This is a genomic window from Vibrio sp. S11_S32, assembly GCF_014694465.1.
Lineage (GTDB): Bacteria > Pseudomonadota > Gammaproteobacteria > Enterobacterales > Vibrionaceae > Vibrio > Vibrio algicola.
The window spans coordinates 1-17,993 of record NZ_JAAUWS010000013.1; the positions used below are offsets into that span (position 1 = coordinate 1).

Below are 17,993 nucleotides of genomic sequence, written 5' to 3' on the forward strand. Positions count from 1 at the left end.
GGTTTTTACATTCTAGTTGGTAATTAAACTTGGCTCTTAAAATCCGCTGCAATTCCATTAGTTTTGGTATTGAAAGAGCTGCGTGTGACTGTGTTGTTAGTTCTAAGACGTAACAAGCTTTGGGGCAAAAATGAGTTAGATGCTAGATTATTGAGTTATCTAAAAATCACTAAAACCTGTAAACCGCTAAAGTTTTATTAATGGGCATCGATCCACCTCGTTAGTCATTTTACTCACTTAACTCAGTGTCCAATGCTGCTGGTACGGATCACATAACCTAGCACCCAGTTTGCGACAAAACCTTAAAGAGTGATCTTCTTTAGAGTGGCAATTATATTTGTGTTAGGTTCTGTTACTAATAATACCACAAAGTGTATTTGTGGTATTATTGGTAACACAACCTAACAAAGGGGCATGACAATGGATCTCTGGCATTATCCTCGTACACAGCTTGCTACGTTTATCCTTAACGGGATGGACAAAGGTCTTCTTCAACGTGTTTCAATCTTCGCTCCACGTAAGCGAGGTAAAACTCAATTTATACAGAAAGACATCATTCCTATCGCTCGTGAACTTGATGTTTTACCTATCTATGTAGATTTTTGGATGCAAAAAGACGATCCAGAAGGCATCTTCATTAAATCCGTCATTAATGCTTGTGAAAGAAATGAAGGATTTCTACATAAGCTTGGCAAAGCTCTCAACTTCAAAAAGTTAGGTTTTAGTGCAGCTGGTGGCAAAGTTGAAGTTGAGCGGTCTCAGGGAGAATTGAGAACTGACTTATTCGCTGTATTTCAACGCTTAAATGAGCTGGATATGCCTGTTTTGCTGTTACTTGATGAAGTTCAACATTTGGCTACTCGCAAAGAATTTGACTCGTTTACGGCCGCTCTACGTAGTTTTGTCGTGAACAGAGAGGATAACAACATCAAATGCATCTTCACAGGCTCTAGTCGAGATGGGTTAAGTCGCTTATTCAAAGACAACAAAGCTCCATTCTACAACTCCAGCCAAACCCAGATTTTTGAAGAGCTGGATATGGATTTCGTTGAATTCGAGTTAGCTGCATTCGAAAACGTAAGTGGTGGTGTAAAACTCGACAAACACAAAGCCTTAGAAATATTAATCAAACAAAATCGTGCTCCTGCTCGGTTTGTTGAAATGCTAAAAAATATGGCTTTGAATATGGTTCATGACTTCGATATTGGCGTCCATCGCTATGACGTTGATCGTATCGAGTCAGAGAACCACTTTTCAAAAACATACGAACAATTGAAACCTATCGAAGTGGCGATCCTAAAGCTTGTTGCTGCCAATGAGGCAAAAGGTCTTTATACAAAAGCAGGATTAGACAAAGTGAAGGCTTTCATTGGCGACCCAGAAACAGATATTACAAAATGGTCGGTGAAAAATGCAGTCACACGATTGAAGTCACTTGAGCTCATTTACAGTCCAGAGCGTGGAAAGTTGGAAATTGAGAACCACGATTTTCGTGATTATATTCTTGAAAAGTAAGCGTAACTATTTACCCGTAAGCTCTTGGCTGGCCATTTATGCGAGCCAGTTAACTTGATCCCACATTGGACTTGAGTGATCTTTTTGCGGTTGAAACCTGCAAAAAGCGCGCCTAAGCGACAAAAGAATAGATTTGTTATTTAAGTAAGAGCCGCATATCTGTCTATGATAGATACCTCATGCCTAACACGCAATTGTGAAAAAATGAGTTTGATTCTAAAAGCCATCTGCTCCTCATTCTATTGAGAGCATTGCTTTTTATTACGATCCTACAGCTGAACGCGTGTTTATTCGTTGCTGGCGTGCCTTGCTTAATATCGTTTACAAGCATTGTTATGTTGGTATTTGTGTTGCTTGATGTTTTCGTTGTCTTTTCAGTGGCTTAGGCTCTTTAGAGTCTGCGGGTAAAATGCGCTAGTCTTAACAACCCCTTAAATTCAACGAGTTAAATATAAGGGGAGTTATGATTTAAAATGGGTTAAAGCACAATAGCTCTCCTCATTTATTTCGGCATTTTAGCTGCGACCTTTCTTTTAAAATCATCGCTTTCTCTAATGATATGGGGTGGTAGGGGCTAGATTTATGTTTATCCTTCGGTGCAATATCAAGCACGATCTTTTTCCTTGCACCTCGTGTTAATAACGGGGCCTCTAAAGTGCCGCAAAACTGCGCTTTAAGTGCGGCTCTGTTGGCGATAGTGAGATCCAATTGAGCCAGGTTGTGACTTGCGATATCCAAATCATGGCAGCGAATACAGCCCCAACATAGTGCTTGCGCCGAAGTATCGGCAAGGTTTTTATCGAGGTAATACTTGGCCACCGATAGCGTCATATAATGCCCATGCAAGCAGCGTATTGTGACTTTATTATCCGCAGATAGGCGCTCGACGGTAAATTCACCGTGATAACCCATCGTCATACTTTGCCGCTTGCTTTCATAATGGGGAGTATTTTCAAACACGTTTGTTAAAAAGGTATCACGATCCATTTTGGGTGGTTCGCTGTGATGTAGCGTGCGAAAAAGTTCCTGACAAATCGTCAGGGCGACATCAAATTGCTCATGGATCTTCAGCGCTTTTATCTTGTTATTTGGGGTTATTTTATACGTTGGAATACGAGTTAAACTGAGGGTGTCATGGGCGGCAAAAAAAGCATCGACACGCGCATCGCGTTGTTGTTGCGCAGCAAACCTCGCGGCGCGTTTGGTGGTGGATTTGATTTGTTCATGTTCCGCGACATGTTGAGAGCCATCGATCTCATAGACGCGCTGCAATGTGGCTTGATAAAAATCCAGTCGTAACAAATTGCCTTTGGTGCTTTTTAATTTTTTGAATGTCTTTTCAGTTTGCAGATGGAGTTGCCATTGCCAGTTGAAAAATAAGATAAATTTAACCAGCCAACTGACGTGGGCATTAGGACTTAAAAATCCGCGCTTGCCCTTTTTAAAGTCGACATACCGCAGCGTGATGGTCGATTGAGCCGGGGTTAAGGTCAATGACTCGAGGGTTGATAAGATCATAAGGGTGATCTCCAAATTATAATAGGGCACCTTGCCGCGCTGTTTTAGCTTGGCAATGTTCGCTTCAATCTCCTCATTGGAGTCAACCAATTGATAAAGCGCCGAGTGGGTTTGCATACGTTTAAGCGATCCTACAAATTCACGTATTCTGGGTCCGTTTAGCGTGTTTCCTGAGTCAGATACGCACTCAGGGCAAGGCGTATTGACCTTGTGTTCACGGATATAACGAATCAGCGAGTAAGACGTAAAGGTTTTGTTTATACGCCCGTGATGAGCGCACACGAGGGTTAAAGGGGTGCCTTCTAAGATGCGCTGATCGCCTGTCTTGAGGTTGGAGCTTTCTAGACAAACGCGCAATCTAATACCGTGTTTTTGAAATTCAGACTCAAAAAAATCAGCGGTATAAATGGATTTTTGATCGGCGGCGCACAAACGACAAGGGTTGCGCATGAGCTTGCTTTTCATGGCTTTGAGTGCCACTTTTTTGGTGTAGGAGGGGTGATGTTGACAGGCGACGATCAAGCTATCTGAGGAGGATAGATCTTCGCGCCGAGCAAAGAGGTGTTGATTATGTTCATGATCGGCTTTCATCGAAGACAGTTGCCAAGTACTTACCGCTTGGATCAAATCATTAAGATCGCAAAGCGTTGGCATGACGTGGATCGGCATTCCTCCATTTTCGCCGCAACGAGCGCATACCGCTCGTTTGGCGTTTTGTGGGGCCAACCAATGCCGCTGATCGCAAGTCTTGCAGGTGTGAAGGCAAGGCTTCGATACCATGGTGAAACTGCTCTTATCAATGTCGTAGTGTTTGACACTTTCTTGCGCTTGCTCAAACGAAATACGCTTGCTTTTCCCTTTACGTTTTTTATCGCAATGCTGACAAAAAAGGTGTTGGCCATTTTGGATGTGTGTTTTGATATTGCTGATATTATGTTCACAAGTCGCAAGGCATGCTCGACAGGTGATGAAATTGCGATCGGTATTTTTCACAAAGCGTGCTAACGCCTCTTCATTTTTCTCGCCCACAAACCATCCTAAAAGCGGATCGGCATCAAAAAGCGTTTGAATATCCCGTAACTTCATTAACTTTTTATGGGTGTGCCCATCGTTGTCAGCTTCATAATGACACTCAAGACAAAATAGCGATTTTTGAGCCTCGCCAGTGTAGTACAGGTACCGACCTTTTGAGGTAAAGTCATAATGGTGGCGATCGCAATGCAAATACAATGTGTCGTTGCGTTCATTTTGGATAAGCGCAGGGGCCGTCACGCGATAGTGGGCGTACCAAGCAAAATGCACTTTTTTAAGTGGAAGTGCATGGGATAGGGCGCGTAATTTTTCGGTGATCGCATCTGGGGATGTTGCTGTCATAAAAACCTCTCATAGAGACTAAGGGTGAGTTCACCCTAATAGCCTAAGAGACTTTTAATTCGATCGCAAGGCATTGAATTTTAATGATTTTTATATTGTTAGTTTTTGGTTTGAAAGTGTCTCAATCACAAAGGTTTTGCATTGATAGTGTCTCAGGTCATAGGCGATGCGCTCTAAGTCTTTGTTGTGACATGGGTAAAAAAAATTGTCAAAACGGCCCCAACAGGACTGCGGCATTGGGTTGATAAGAAAAAACGCTCATTCTTGATCCAATACTTTTTCTTTTTTTCGGATTTATATTTATATTTGCTACCTCAGACGAAATTAAATATCGTTTATATGATAATATTCATGAATTTATTGTTTAATGAAAAATGTTATTTGTTATTAAACTTTGGTAAGTCAATTCTATTATATGAATATTAAAAAATGAGAATTTATTATAAAATTAACCAAATAGTTCGTATTAGCGCTTTATCTGCCGCTATATTATTTCCAATATCTTCTTTGGCAAGTAAATGGATTGAAGTGGGGGATCTTCATTTACGATCCGATATCCAACTATTAGCCGTTCCGATATCCAACTATTAGCCGTTCCGATATCCAACTATTAGCCGATGCGGGCCTTATTAGCGTTCCGGTCAATACCTATCCTTTGATGTGGAGTGGTGTGATTGATGATCTCAAGCAGCATAAAAATGACCCATTGTCGGGTGTGGTAAAAAAAGCCTTTGAACATGTGATGCGCGCCTATCAAGACAGTTATAAAAAAAGCCACACCACACTTACCGCGAGCACCGCAAACGAGCCTTCTCGTTTTCAACATTTTGATGAATCCCCTCGAAATAAAGGGCAAGTTCGGCTTAGTCATGATGGAGAAACGGATCACTTTTCCTATAAAATATCGGCCAATGTGCAGAGCGCCGATAGCTTTGGTGATTCGGTAGCAAGTTTAGATGACAGTTATATTTCCGCGTTCTTAGGTAATTGGGCGCTAACTTTAGGCTCTTATCAACAGTGGCAAGGTCCTGGTTGGGATACTGATTTGATCCGCAGTAACAATGCTCGCCCCATGCCATCTGTTTTTTTAACTCGCGATAAATCCGAAGATATTGATTTCCCTGTTTTAAGATGGTTAGGGCCTTGGGCCTTCACGACTGGCATATCTTGGATGAATGATGACCGAGATATCGACAATACTTTACTTTGGTCAATGCGTTTAACCATCAAACCAATCCATAATCTGGAATTTGGCGTATCTCGCGCATCCCAGTTGTGTGGCGATGATCGGCCATGTGGGGGCGGCACATGGAAAGATATGCTAATAGGTAATGATAATCAATCTGATGAGCAGCCAGGTAATCAACTGGCAACGGTTGATATCCGCTGGGGCGATACCGTCTTTGATGTGCCGTATGGTATTTATTGGCAAAGCATGGGGGAAGATGCGGTACGCCTTGATCGTTTCCCTCCGTTCCAAGCAAAAAATTATTTGTATGGCGCTGATGTGAGCTATCAAGCGCTTGGTCAATATATTCGGACTTATTTTGAATACAGTGAAAGTCAGCCGACTTGTGGTAGCTATCATGGAAACTGCGCTTATGAGCATCATATTTATAAATCAGGTTATCGCTATAATCATCGCAGTGTTGGCAGTACTTACGATAATGATGCAAGAACGTTTACATTAGGTTTTGTTGGAAGCAGCGAACTTGATCATCAATGGCAACTGAACCTTCGCTATTTAGAGCTAAATCGAGATAATAGTAATCGCTCTGGTGAGTATGCCGGTAACCAAGTGACGGATGTGGCAGAAAACGCTAACCAGATCGAAGGGATTTATCAATGGCCGATCTTTATAGGGACGATGAAGGTGGGGCTAGTTTACACTTATTCGACATATGAAAATGATATTGATGCGGATAGTGATTTAGATGGTTGGATGAAGTGGGAGTACGAGTTTTAATCTTGCTCCCTTAACTCTTTTTGAATATCCCTTGTTGAGCATGTTAGGCCTAAAAAACCAGATTTTGATCTGGTTTTTTAGGTCTGAGCACTGTTAGATGTTAAGTATTCTTGGACGCTTTATCGCTTTTATATTCATATTGGTAATAGCCATAGCCACCATAACCCGCTGCGGCTTTTTTCTCGAACGCATTTAAAATAAAGCCTTTAACTTCAATGCCATTTTGCTCAAAACGCTGCTTGGCAATGTCGACTTCCTTGGCTGTGTTTTGCTCAAAACGACCTACGATTAATGTCGTTCCTGCATGAGCGCCTACAATCGCAGCATCGGTTACCGCTAAGATTGGCGGTGTATCGACGATCACCATATCATAATGCTCGCTCGCCCAGTCCAATAAAGCTTTAAAGCGAGGGTGGAGCAGCAACTCAGATGGATTAGGTGGAATGTTACCACGGGCAATAAAAGATAAATTGTTCACATCAAGTTTATTAATGATGCTGTCCATATCCATTTGACCACTTAAGTAATCCGATAGACCAGGCTTATCACTGGTATTAAACTGACTTCCCATTTTCCCTTTACGCATATCCGCATCAATCACTAATACGCTTTGGTCTGCTTGGGCGATGACGGTCGCCATATTGGCCGATATAAATGACTTACCAATTGATGGGCTTGGTCCTGAAATCATTAAGACCTTATTTTTAGCTTCCATCATGGCAAAATACAAACTTGTCCGCAGGCTGCGTAGGGCTTCAATGGCGAGATCCGCAGGATTAGCTTCTGCCAATAATGTTTTATGAATGGTCAGATTTTTTTGATGCTGTTTTCGCTTTTTATTAAAGCTATCTTGGTCTAGGGATAATGGTATCGAAGCGTAAACGGGTAAACCAATGGCTTCAATTTCTTCTGGGCTTTCAATGCCTTTGTGCATCGCGGTTTTGAGTAGCACCAAGGCGACTGACAACATGCCGCCTAATAACGTCGCGAGAACCGCGATCAGGGGTTTTTTAGGCTTAACCGGTTGAGTAAAGCTTTGCGCGCCATCAATGATACGAACATTACCCACGGTGCTGGCTTTTACAATATTAAGCTCTTGCACTTTATTTAGCAGTTGGATGTAGATCTGCTGGTTCACTTGCACATCGCGTGTCATGCGCAAGATTTCACGCTGGGTTTTGGGTAATTTCTCAATGCGTTTATTTAAGCGGGCTTTTTCTGCCAACAAGGTTTTACGTTTATCGAGTAGCGACTGATAAGCCGGGTGATTTTTGGTATACAGCTTAGAAATATCACTTTCTTTAAAGGTCAGCTCGTTGAGTTGTGATTCAAGTGTCACCATCACGTTTAAGGTTGATTGCGCTTCCATGGTGAGATCGACCGACTCATTATTTTGACGATATAAATTAAGCTTATCTTCCGCGGTATTTAATTGAGATTTGATGGTGGGTAAGTGCGTTTTTAAGAACTTTAAGCTGCTTTCTGCTTCGGCCGAATTACGCTCAACATTTTGCATAAAGTAGTTTTTGCTGACATCATTGAGGATAGCTTTAATGTCTTCGCGACTTTCACCAGTTAACGATAGCTGTAAAATGCCGGTTTGTTTGCCGCGCTCACTCACCTCAAGGTTGGTTTGTAGCGTTTGGATCGCATCTAAACGGCTAATTTTTCCAATAGAGAAACTGTCGTTATCATTCGCTTCAATTTGAGAGACGAATAACAATAGGTCACCTTGCTTGGCCAGTTTTCCAACTTGACCGGTTAGGATTTCTTTCCCTTCTTCATCACTTAATGAGTAAGTCCCTTGTTCTTGGTTGAGCAAGGTTAAGGTATAAGCTTGAGGTTCGGCATTTTCAGGTAAGATAAAGCGGCTGATCTTGATGTGTTGGGTGTCTCCCATTAGGCGTGAAAATCCTTTCCCTACGATTGGGAAATGAATGGCACTTGAGACAGTAGTGAGATTGAGGTTATCAACGGTTTCTCCTAATACCATGCGCGATTTTAAGATCTCAATTTCCGTTGCCGCAGGCGATTCTGTGTCAAATAAATCGGTCATATCACTGTTTAAAGCTGGCATGCCCGTGCTTTTTTGTTCAACTTGGATCAGCGCATCGGTTTTATAGATTGGGGTTGCCAGTAGGGCATAACTGACACCTAACACAGCAAAAATGAACGTGGTGACAATAATAAACCAGCGATGATCGAGTAAGATGCCAAACAGTTTACCAAGGTCGATCACATCGTTATTGGATGCTGTGCGGGGTGAGGCTGAGTTATTCTTATTACTGCTATTTACACTCATGCGTATTTCAATTCCAATTTGTTATAAACATTATTATTATCAACCAGATATTAGTGGTTATCATGATGGTTGCAGGTTTATTTTAATTTTTTAGACCAAGCGCCGGATGATTGCACGATTAAATCAAAAGCGTGCTCAAACGCTTCTCTGCTTTTTCGATAAGGATCGGGGATGTCTCTTTGCCCTATCCATTGACCAAACAGCATGGTTTTACCTCTGACTTCCGGGGCAATTTGGCATACGGCTTCGATATGCCCCTTTTCCATCACCAAGATCAAATCATACTCTTGGCATAATGCATAGGTTAATTGCTGAGCTTGATGTCCCTCAAGAGAGACATCATGTTCAGTTGCCAGTTCGCTTGCCATATTGTCGGCAGGTTTGCCGCTTAAGCCGCTTTTTTGCGTTGCGATGCCCGCAGAAGCGATATGCTTATGTGGCAGTTGCTTTTGCAATAACCGTTCACCTGTTGGCGAGCGGCAAATATTGCCCACACAAACGACGAGTACTTTGTCAAACATACTGATGACCTACTTCAGATTCATATAGTAATTCAAGCCTTCCGATAGATTGTTAAAGGCACTGATGGTTGGTACCAGTTTCATGACTACACGGTTCCAACGGGTAATTGGCGCGGCAGTCACATAGACAATATCGTACGGCTGCATTTGAAATTCGGTACCAATAACCAGCGCTGTGGGGTCTTTTATATTTAACTGATAAATATTGGCGATTGGTGGTTTTTCTTTTTTCTCACCGTCATTTTTGCTTACGGCTGTCGTTGAACCGTTTGTTGCGGATGCCGTTTGGGTGCTGTCAGTGTTATCTGAATCATTCGCGGTCGTTGCTGGTGGCGTTTTGATCCCGCGGATCACAAACACGCCAGTGGCATCGGCGTCGAGCTCGTTAATTCCGCCCACGCTACTTAATGCTTCGGTCAAGCTCATGCCTGAACGATCAATTTTTAATAATTTAGGTTCGTTGACTTCGCCCATCACAAATACTTTTTGGCCATCATTACGAGGAACATGAATGATGTCGCCATTTTCAAGTAAGCGGTTTTGAGTTAGATCGCCACGTTGCATTAATGCATACAGAGAAATACTTTCTTCTTTACCGTTGCGAGTTAAAGTGATGTTACGCCAATCGGCATCTGCAGATAACCCACCAGCACGGTTAATGGCATCTAATAATGTCAGAGGAACATTACTAATCGGTTGTTGGCCTGGGTTATTGATTTCACCAGTCACATAGGCTTTTTGCGCGCGAAACGACGCAACATTCACATCCACTTGCGGACTTTCGATATATCTTGCTAGGCGAGTGGATATTTCAGAACGAATTTGAGTAACGGTTTTACCGCCAACATGAACGGTGCCTATATAAGGGTAGAAAATAGTGCCGTCAGAATGCACCCAATTGCCCGATTCACTTGAGCTTCGGTAAGAGCCAGCCGGAATGGTCAGTTCTGGGTGATCCCAGATCGTGATGTTTAAAATATCACCAGCGCCAATATAGTATTGATATTTTGCGATTTCGGCATCCAATGCTGGATTACTGCGAGAAGAAACGTGATTGGTCTTAAATGTCGATACGGTATTGGGGGTCAGCGAGTACACGTTAACTCGGTTTGAAATGTCATCGGAGTCATCGTCATCTTTTGAATCTGAATCCGATTGAACGACATTTTTACCATCTAAACTAAGATGGGAGCCAGGCAGTGTACAACCAGTCAGTAAAATACTGGTTAAGATAAGTGCAATTGTTTTGGTTGTCGTTTTCATTCGATCCGTCGTTTTTTGTTTGTTATATCATCTACAACAAGTGAGTAACGTTATGATTTAAAATCAGTTATGGTTTTTTTTGTTACCAACGACCAGACAATATTTGCATTCTGTCATTGGTGGGCTTTGTATTTTCAGGTTTAACCTGGTGCGGGGGAGCAAAAAATACAGTGGTGAGCTAGTGCCAGATGATACTTGAAAATGACGAGTAAATAAATAACAACCTCCCTTCAAATATTGACGAAAGTCAAGAATAGGGAGAAAAGGTAAAATACAGTGTTTTAATGTGTGGTCAGGGTGTATTTGACACTGATTTTACATGGGAAAATTATATTGTTAGGTGGGTGGTGATTCATTATTCGTATGGATGAGTAATAAGCCGCCCATCTGATGTTTAACTGTTTATTATCAATTGGTTAGGTTTGTTTTTTGGTGCTTGGTAGTTGTGGTGTTAATTATCGCTCGATTTATTGATGAGAATATGGATAATAAGGGTGCATTCTAAAGTAATTTAGATGGCATTCATTGGTAAATACATCTGCTACGCCAATATTTAAGATTTAATTAAGGATATCTTTTGTCTGACTCTCTCATTGAACTTATTGTCATGTTCTTTATTTCGTTGAGCATTTTGCTTGTCTTTCGAAAAGTAGCAAAAAAGATCAACTTGGTCGACCAACCTCATGGACGCAAGCAGCATAAAGGCGCAGTGCCTTTAGTCGGTGGACTCGCGATTGGAACGTCGTTTCTAGCATTCTTATTTATCGCTACTCATTCTTTTCCTCATGTAAATGATTTTGCAGCTTCTATTTTAGTACTGCTTATTATTGGTGGGTTAGATGATAAATTCGATGTGAGCTTTAAAATTCGATTTATTGTGCAAGCTGCGATCTCTTTATCGATGATGTATTTTGCCGATGTAAAGTTGCATCAACTCGGTGATATGTTCGGATTTGGTGAGGTTCATTTGGGTTGGCTTGGTTATATCATTACCATTCTTGCAGTTGTAGGGGCGATTAATGCCTTTAATATGGTCGATGGCATTGATGGCTTATTAGGAGGACTTTCAATGGTGACCTTTGGCGCTATTGGTATGTTGCTGTTAGCTGATGGTCAGCCAGAGTTTGCCTATATCAGTTTAGCCATCGTCGTGATCTTACTTCCGTATATTTTGCTTAACTTAGGTCTTCTCGGTCGACGCTATAAAATATTTATGGGTGATGCCGGCAGTATGATGATTGGCTTTATGGTGGTGTGGTTTTTACTTTGTAGTAGCCAGGTACCCGGCAAAATGCTTATTCGCCCCGTCACGGCATTATGGTTTATTGCTATTCCGTTAATGGATATGGCGTCAATTATGATCCGCCGTATTCGTCGTGGAGATTCTCCATTTAAACCCGATCGAGAGCATTTACATCATATTTTCCAACGCTTAGGGCTTTCATCGACGCAAACCTTGCTGGTGATTTGTTCGATGGCTGCGGTGTGTGCCGGCTTTGGTTATTACGGTGAAGTGACCAATATCCCTGAAGCTGTCATGTTTTATTCTTTCTTAGTGTGCTTTGCGGTTTACTTTTTGTTATTGGCTTACTCTTGGAAGGTCACGGCCAAGCTGCGTGTGTGGTTCAAGTTAAAGACTAACCGTGAAACTGAACAAGAGAAGATCTCTGTCGCTAAAATTGATTAAACAGCAATATGTATCGTTAATCGCTGAAAATGATAGGCTGACAGGGGGGGGGACTTGTCTATTTGTCTTAATTTGTTGTGCTAAGTTAAGTTTTGAATGAATTTCTGACGCGATAGTAGAAATGCGCCATCCTTCCTTTTACAATGTGACTATTCCTTACTCTTTACGCAACGATCTCACTGACCGTGAATATCTCAGTGTTCTTCCCAATAAATAACACTAACACTGTGATTTTATTGCTTGAATGGTAAGTCCTTTATTATTAATTTTATCGAGTGGATGTTATGAAAATTGCTATTGCGGGTACAGGCTATGTTGGCCTTTCGAATGCGGTTCTTTTATCGCAAAATCATCAGGTGATGGCAGTCGATATCATTGCTGAAAAAGTGGCGATGATTAACAATAAACAATCGCCTATTGCCGATGCCGAAATTGAGCAATATTTAGCGGAAAAAGAGTTAAACCTGACCGCGACGCTTGATAAACAATTGGCTTACCAAGATGCCGAGTTCGTGATCATTGCCACGCCTACCGATTACGATCCTAAAACCAACTACTTTAATACTTCATCGGTTGAAGCGGTCATTAAAGAGGTGATGGCGATTAATCCTAATGCTGTGATGGTGATCAAATCGACCGTGCCAGTGGGTTATACCGCCAGCATTAAACAAGAACTTGGCTGTGACAATATTTTATTCTCGCCAGAGTTCTTACGTGAAGGTCGCGCTTTATTTGATAACTTGCATCCGTCTCGCATTATCGTGGGTGAACAATCTGAACGCGCCCAAGTATTCGCTAACCTTCTGGTTGAAGGGGCGATTAAAGATGACATTGAGGTGCTATTTACCGATTCAACCGAAGCGGAAGCGGTGAAGTTGTTCTCTAATACTTACCTTGCATTGCGTGTGGCCTATTTTAACGAGTTAGATTCTTACGCTGAAGCTAATGGTTTGGACACGCGCCAAATTATTGAAGGCGTAGGCTTAGATCCACGTATTGGTAATCACTACAATAACCCATCATTTGGTTACGGCGGCTACTGCCTGCCAAAAGATACCAAACAATTACTGGCAAACTACGACGCCGTACCAAATAACATCATTGGCGCGATTGTGGATGCTAACCGGACTCGTAAAGATTTCGTTGCCGATTCCATTATTAAGCGCGCGCCAAAAGTGGTGGGCATCTACCGTTTGATCATGAAGGCGGGCTCGGATAATTTCCGCGCTTCCAGTATCCAAGGCATTATGAAGCGTTTAAAAGCCAAAGGTATTGAAGTGGTGGTGTATGAGCCGGTGATGAAAGAAGACGATTTCTTTAATTCCCGCGTGATCCGCGATTTTAACGAATTTAAACAAATGTCGGATGTGATCGTGTCAAATCGCATGATGGATGAATTATCGGATGTGGCGGATAAAGTCTACACCCGTGATTTATTTGGCTCGGATTAAAAGCTAAAAGCGAAATTCCGGATAACTCGTCCTTCGTTTCCTGAATGACAAAAGGTAACTACGACAAAGGATTGTCATGCATTACGATGTGTTTAATGGCGACGCAGATGGCATTATTGCGTTGCTGCAATTGCGCTTAGCTTCCCCTAAAAAAAGTCAATTAGTGACGGGGGTTAAGCGTGATATTCAATTGCTTACTCAAGTTGAAAATGCCCGTGATGTGACGTCGGTGACAGTGCTTGATATTTCATTGCAAAAAAACCTTACTCCACTGACTGCGTTGCTTGAACGTGCGATCCCTGTTTTTTATTGCGATCACCATCAAAGTGGCGATATTCCCAACCACTCCAGCCTGACAACTTTAATTAATCTCGACTCTGAAATGTGCACCAGTTTACTCATCAACCAAAAGCTAAAAGGCCAATATCAAACTTGGGCGATTGCGGCGGCATTTGGTGACAATATGGTGAAAGGGGCATTACGTTTAGCTCAGCAATTCGACCTTAGCCAATCTCAAATCGACTTTCTTAATGAACTCGGCGTACTGGTTAACTATAACGGTTATGGCGCTGACTTAAGCGATTTGCATATCTCGCCAGCGGATTTATTTACTCAATTACTGAGCTACCCTAACCCGTTTGATTTACAAGCTGATTTAAAGTCGCCATTTTATCAACTTCAAACCGGATACCAAGCCGATAAAGCCCATCTGAGCGCTATTTCTGCCAGTTATGTGGATGAGGTTTGTGAAGTGTTCATCTTGCCGTGCCAGCCGTGGGCAAGGCGGATTAGTGGCGTGTTTGGCAATGAACTGGCTAATCGAAATCCGGATAAAGCATTTGCGGTGTTAACGTTAAATCAGCTTAATCAAGATCAAGAATTAAAGAAGAGTGAGAAGAGTTACACCGTCAGCGTTCGTGCGCCTTTGAATAATCGACTGGGCGCAGATGAAGTGTGTGGGCAATTTGCCACTGGAGGCGGAAGACGTGCGGCGGCTGGGATCAATCACTTAAACGCCGATCAAATGAATGCATTTATTGAGGCGCTAAGCCAGCGGTATTTATAAGATAAAATAAAATGGTTATCCCACGTGACTTCCCACACGAGTAGATAAACCCTGTCACCCCACGCGAGTAGGTAAATTCCGTCATCCCATACGCGAGTAGAACGAGCAGATAGGGGATCTCGCTTTTCTCTTTGCTATTTAAATCCCGGCGCCATCAATTAAATCAGGTGAAGTACCATTAAATTGCTGATCCATATCCCAAGATGGCTTGTCACTTTGCGGGCGACCCACGATTTTAGCTGGAACGCCTGCAACTGTGGTGTGAGGGGGGACGGCTTGTAAGACCACCGAGCACGAACCAATTTTCGCCCCTTCACCGACTTCAATATTGCCTAATATCTTGGCACCTGCGCCAATCATAACGCCTTCACGGATCTTCGGATGACGATCGCCACCATCTTTACCAGTACCACCGAGGGTGACGTCTTGTAAAATTGACACATCATTTTCCACTACCGCTGTTTCACCAATCACAATGCCAGTGGCGTGATCGAGCATAATGCCATGACCAATTTTTGCGGCTGGGTGAATATCGACTTGGCAAGCGACGGAAATTTGATTTTGCAAATAGGTGGCAAGGGTGACGCGACCTTGATTCCATAGCCAGTTGGCCACGCGATAGCCTTGTAGCGCGTGGTAACCTTTTAAATACAATAGAGGAATAGAGTACATTGAAACGGCAGGATCTCGGTTTACGGTAGCGCAAATATCACACGTCGCCGATTCGGTTAGACTGCAATCAGAAAGGAACGCCTCTTCGACCACTTCACGCACGGCCATGGCGGGCATGGAAGCGGTTTTGAGTTTATTGGCCAAGATATAACTCAATGACGCGGCTAAGCTGTCGTGGTTAATAATGGTCGAATGATAGAAACTGGCCAGCATTGGCTCTTGCTCTGCCTGTTGCTTGGCTTCTTCTACGATTTTGTGCCAGATCTTCTGTTTTTCGCAGTGCTTCATGAAATCCTATTTCTCTTTTAGTCGTTATCGCCGCTTTGAAAACCACGATAACGAGTTAATCCTTTAGTGCCAAGATTCTTATGTTTCTAATCTTTTATCTTTCTGCTTTTTTCGCTCTGGCGAGTAAATCTTGCGCCGCTTGGCGAGCATCTTTACCTTGATACAATACTTGATAGATTTGGTCAACAATTGGCATTTCAACACCCATACGATTAGCCAGTAGCCACACTTCTTTTGTGTTGCGATAGCCTTCTACTACTTGACCTATTTCTTGTTGGGCTGTATCGATGGTTTTACCTTGACCTAATGCCAAACCAAAGCGTCGGTTACGCGATTGGTTATCGGTACAGGTTAACACTAAATCGCCTAAACCTGCCATGCCCATAAAGGTTTCTGCTTGTGCGCCTAATGCTGTGCCTAAGCGGGTCATTTCAGCCAGGCCACGAGTGATCAAGGCGGTTCGAGCATTAGCACCAAAACCAATGCCATCGGACATGCCAGCGCCAATCGCGATCACGTTTTTCACTGCGCCGCCCAGTTGCATACCGGTGAAATCTTCATTGGCATACACGCGAAAGCTTTTATCGCAATGAATAGTCTCTTGTAGATCTTTTACAAATTGAGCATTAGGAGAGGCAACAGAAATTGCCGTGGGCAATCCGGCCGCCAATTCTTTGGCAAAGGTTGGGCCAGATAATACCGCGAGTGGAATGTCATCGCCCAAAGCTTCTTGCGCCACATCTTTTAATAAACGGCCAGTTTCAGGTTCAAGCCCTTTGGTTGCCCAGCAAATGCGTGAATTGTCTAATAAGTGCGGCTTTAAACTGCCGAGCACTAAACCAAATACATGGCTTGGTACGACGACTAATAAATCTCGGCTTGAGGATACCGCAGTGGCTAAATCGGTTTCAATGATCAACGATTCTGGGAAGGCTATCCCCGGTAAGAACTCATGATTGGCACGGTCTGCTTGTAGCTTTGCCATGTGCTCGGCTTCATGCCCCCAAAGCACAACATTTGAACCATTGCGAGCCAGAGCGATGGCAAGAGAAGTACCATAAGAGCCCGCGCCGATAACGGTCATAACGACATTTTGATGAGGAGTTGTGTTTGGCATGATGAAAACCTTTTGATGAGTTCTGAAGGGGATAACGCAATAGACAAAAAAGCAAAAGCCGTTTAAATACTCACGAAACATCTAATCTCGATATTACTTGAGTATAGCGCTTTTGCTTTTTTATTTTCAGCGTTCAAAACGAAGCGCTTTCACACTTCATCGAGAAAACCAGATTATGCTTCTTCTTGTGGTGCTTGTTCAGCTTGTTGCTGTAGGTAGTTCATGAACAATGCATCAAAGTTAACCGGTGCTAGGTTCAATTGTGGGAACGTACCTTTAATCACTAAGCTTGAGATTGTTTCACGAGCGTATGGGAATAGGATGTTCGGGCAGAATGCACCTAGGCAATGAGCCAGTTGACCTTGTTCCATTTGTCCTGCAGTGAAGATACCGCCTTGTTGAATTTCACATAGGAAAGCAACTTCTTCCGCATTTTTAACGGTCACGGTTAAACGTAGAACCACTTCATAAACGCCTTCGCCTAATTCACGGCTTTGAGTGTCTAGCTCAAGGTTAACATCTGGTTCCCACTCTTTTTGAAACATGTTTGGTGAGTTCGGCGCTTCAAAAGAGATGTCTTTTAGGAAGATACGTTGAATTGTGAAGTTCTGTTGTTCTTGCGGTGCTGCTTCAGCCATGATTAAAATCCTTGTAGAGATAAATTAAAAAATGATTTGTAAGCCAGCACGCATGATGATGCGAGATATGCGTGAGTGGCTTTGCTTATTTTATTTCTTACCTTTTTTAGACACTGCTTTATCAGAGACTAACGGTAAGTTCTTTTCGTTCCAAGCGCTCATGCCGTTTTTCAGTACGGTCACGTTTTCAAAACCGGCTTTGGCCAATAGGTTGGCACTTTCTGGCGCAGTTTGTCCTAACTTGCATACCACAATGATTGGGGTCGCTTTGAATTTTTCAATGGTAGAAAGTGCACCAGATTTGATGTCTGATGGTAAAATGTGAACTGAGCCCGCAATATGACCATGTTTGAACTCTTCTTTCGAGCGAATATCAACCACAACGCCGTCTTGTTTGTTAATTAAAAAAGTCAGTTCATCGTTATCAATGGTTTTGTATTTGGCGGTTGAAGCTTTATAAAAACTCATGACCAATGCCGCCAGTACACCAACCCAAACAAGGCACATGATTAGGTTTTGTTGAAAAAATTCCGTATATTCTTGCATATTTTAAGCTCTTACCTGCGATAGCTGGGGACATCCACAGCTGAAATTTGAAAGGCAAGAGTATAACCG

At 42.6% G+C, this 17,993-nt stretch carries 13 protein-coding genes; 5 read left to right on the forward strand and 8 right to left on the reverse strand.

The genetic code is table 11. The features are described 5' to 3' along the window. Nucleotides 1-420: 420 nt before the first annotated feature. A complete protein-coding gene (locus HC723_RS08755) occupies nucleotides 421-1,515 on the forward strand; it encodes a hypothetical protein (RefSeq protein WP_190338802.1) in 1,095 nt (364 codons plus the stop codon). 498 nt (nucleotides 1,516-2,013) lie between these two features. Here the strand turns inward: HC723_RS08755 and HC723_RS08760 are convergent, their stop codons facing one another. Beyond that, nucleotides 2,014-4,407, reverse strand: coding sequence for a hypothetical protein (locus HC723_RS08760; RefSeq protein WP_190338803.1), 2,394 nt, complete (start codon nucleotides 4,405-4,407; stop codon nucleotides 2,014-2,016). A gap of 670 nt (nucleotides 4,408-5,077) precedes the next feature. On the opposite strand from HC723_RS08760, the gene HC723_RS08765 reads away from it, so the two are divergent. Continuing rightward, nucleotides 5,078-6,373 carry a capsule assembly Wzi family protein gene (locus tag HC723_RS08765; protein WP_190338804.1) on the forward strand — a complete coding sequence of 432 codons (1,296 nt, stop codon included), beginning with the start codon at nucleotides 5,078-5,080 and terminating at the stop codon, nucleotides 6,371-6,373. A 100-nt stretch (nucleotides 6,374-6,473) separates the two neighbouring features. Here the strand turns inward: HC723_RS08765 and HC723_RS08770 are convergent, their stop codons facing one another. The 3 genes from HC723_RS08770 to HC723_RS08780 form a co-directional block, all read right to left on the reverse strand. Beyond that, nucleotides 6,474-8,675 carry a polysaccharide biosynthesis tyrosine autokinase gene (locus HC723_RS08770; protein WP_190338805.1) on the reverse strand — a complete coding sequence of 734 codons (2,202 nt, stop codon included), beginning with the start codon at nucleotides 8,673-8,675 and terminating at the stop codon, nucleotides 6,474-6,476. Between the two features lie 77 nt (nucleotides 8,676-8,752). Further along, on the reverse strand, nucleotides 8,753-9,196 hold the full coding sequence (locus tag HC723_RS08775; protein ID WP_190338806.1) for an arsenate reductase/protein-tyrosine-phosphatase family protein: 444 nt from the start codon (nucleotides 9,194-9,196) through the stop codon (nucleotides 8,753-8,755). Between the two features lie 9 nt (nucleotides 9,197-9,205). Beyond that, nucleotides 9,206-10,459: a polysaccharide export protein gene (locus tag HC723_RS08780; protein WP_190338807.1), complete on the reverse strand. Its 1,254-nt coding sequence runs from the start codon at nucleotides 10,457-10,459 to the stop codon at nucleotides 9,206-9,208. Nucleotides 10,460-11,036: 577 nt separating this feature from the next. On the opposite strand from HC723_RS08780, the gene wecA reads away from it, so the two are divergent. The 3 genes from wecA (at nucleotide 11,037) to HC723_RS08795 (ending at nucleotide 14,663) form a co-directional block, all read left to right on the forward strand. After that, on the forward strand, nucleotides 11,037-12,146 hold the full coding sequence (gene wecA, locus HC723_RS08785) for a UDP-N-acetylglucosamine--undecaprenyl-phosphate N-acetylglucosaminephosphotransferase (protein ID WP_203218762.1): 1,110 nt from the start codon (nucleotides 11,037-11,039) through the stop codon (nucleotides 12,144-12,146). 284 nt (nucleotides 12,147-12,430) lie between these two features. Further along, on the forward strand, nucleotides 12,431-13,597 hold the full coding sequence (locus HC723_RS08790; RefSeq protein WP_190338808.1) for a nucleotide sugar dehydrogenase: 1,167 nt from the start codon (nucleotides 12,431-12,433) through the stop codon (nucleotides 13,595-13,597). Between the two features lie 76 nt (nucleotides 13,598-13,673). After that, the gene (locus tag HC723_RS08795) at nucleotides 13,674-14,663 is read left to right on the forward strand and encodes a DHH family phosphoesterase (RefSeq protein ID WP_190338809.1); all 990 of its coding nucleotides are present in this window, start codon (nucleotides 13,674-13,676) and stop codon (nucleotides 14,661-14,663) included. A gap of 138 nt (nucleotides 14,664-14,801) precedes the next feature. Here the strand turns inward: HC723_RS08795 and cysE are convergent, their stop codons facing one another. The 4 genes from cysE to HC723_RS08815 all read right to left on the reverse strand — a co-directional run bounded on the left by cysE (nucleotide 14,802) and on the right by HC723_RS08815 (nucleotide 17,924). Further along, on the reverse strand, nucleotides 14,802-15,623 hold the full coding sequence (cysE, locus tag HC723_RS08800) for a serine O-acetyltransferase (protein ID WP_153445971.1): 822 nt from the start codon (nucleotides 15,621-15,623) through the stop codon (nucleotides 14,802-14,804). A 94-nt stretch (nucleotides 15,624-15,717) separates the two neighbouring features. Continuing rightward, nucleotides 15,718-16,740: an NAD(P)H-dependent glycerol-3-phosphate dehydrogenase gene (gene gpsA / locus HC723_RS08805; protein WP_342365699.1), complete on the reverse strand. Its 1,023-nt coding sequence runs from the start codon at nucleotides 16,738-16,740 to the stop codon at nucleotides 15,718-15,720. A gap of 173 nt (nucleotides 16,741-16,913) precedes the next feature. Next, entirely contained in the window at nucleotides 16,914-17,378 is a 465-nt protein-coding gene (gene secB, locus HC723_RS08810; RefSeq protein WP_190338810.1) for a protein-export chaperone SecB, read from the reverse strand. A gap of 90 nt (nucleotides 17,379-17,468) precedes the next feature. After that, nucleotides 17,469-17,924: a rhodanese-like domain-containing protein gene (locus HC723_RS08815; protein ID WP_153445975.1), complete on the reverse strand. Its 456-nt coding sequence runs from the start codon at nucleotides 17,922-17,924 to the stop codon at nucleotides 17,469-17,471. Nucleotides 17,925-17,993 lie beyond the last annotated feature (69 nt).

Bases quoted from the DNA above. Each gene is read 5' to 3' on its own strand.
- HC723_RS08775 (WP_190338806.1), bottom strand. From the start codon at position 9,196: ATGTTTGACAAAGTACTCGTCGTTTGTGTGGGCAATATTTGCCGCTCG.
- secB (WP_190338810.1), bottom strand. From the start codon at position 17,378: ATGGCTGAAGCAGCACCGCAAGAACAACAGAACTTCACAATTCAACGT.
- HC723_RS08790 (WP_190338808.1), top strand. From the start codon at position 12,431: ATGAAAATTGCTATTGCGGGTACAGGCTATGTTGGCCTTTCGAATGCG.
- HC723_RS08795 (WP_190338809.1), top strand. From the start codon at position 13,674: ATGCATTACGATGTGTTTAATGGCGACGCAGATGGCATTATTGCGTTG.
- HC723_RS08755 (WP_190338802.1), top strand. From the start codon at position 421: ATGGATCTCTGGCATTATCCTCGTACACAGCTTGCTACGTTTATCCTT.
- HC723_RS08760 (WP_190338803.1), bottom strand. From the start codon at position 4,407: ATGACAGCAACATCCCCAGATGCGATCACCGAAAAATTACGCGCCCTA.
- HC723_RS08780 (WP_190338807.1), bottom strand. From the start codon at position 10,459: ATGAAAACGACAACCAAAACAATTGCACTTATCTTAACCAGTATTTTA.
- cysE (WP_153445971.1), bottom strand. From the start codon at position 15,623: ATGAAGCACTGCGAAAAACAGAAGATCTGGCACAAAATCGTAGAAGAA.
- gpsA (WP_342365699.1), bottom strand. From the start codon at position 16,740: ATGCCAAACACAACTCCTCATCAAAATGTCGTTATGACCGTTATCGGC.
- HC723_RS08815 (WP_153445975.1), bottom strand. From the start codon at position 17,924: ATGCAAGAATATACGGAATTTTTTCAACAAAACCTAATCATGTGCCTT.
- HC723_RS08770 (WP_190338805.1), bottom strand. From the start codon at position 8,675: ATGAGTGTAAATAGCAGTAATAAGAATAACTCAGCCTCACCCCGCACA.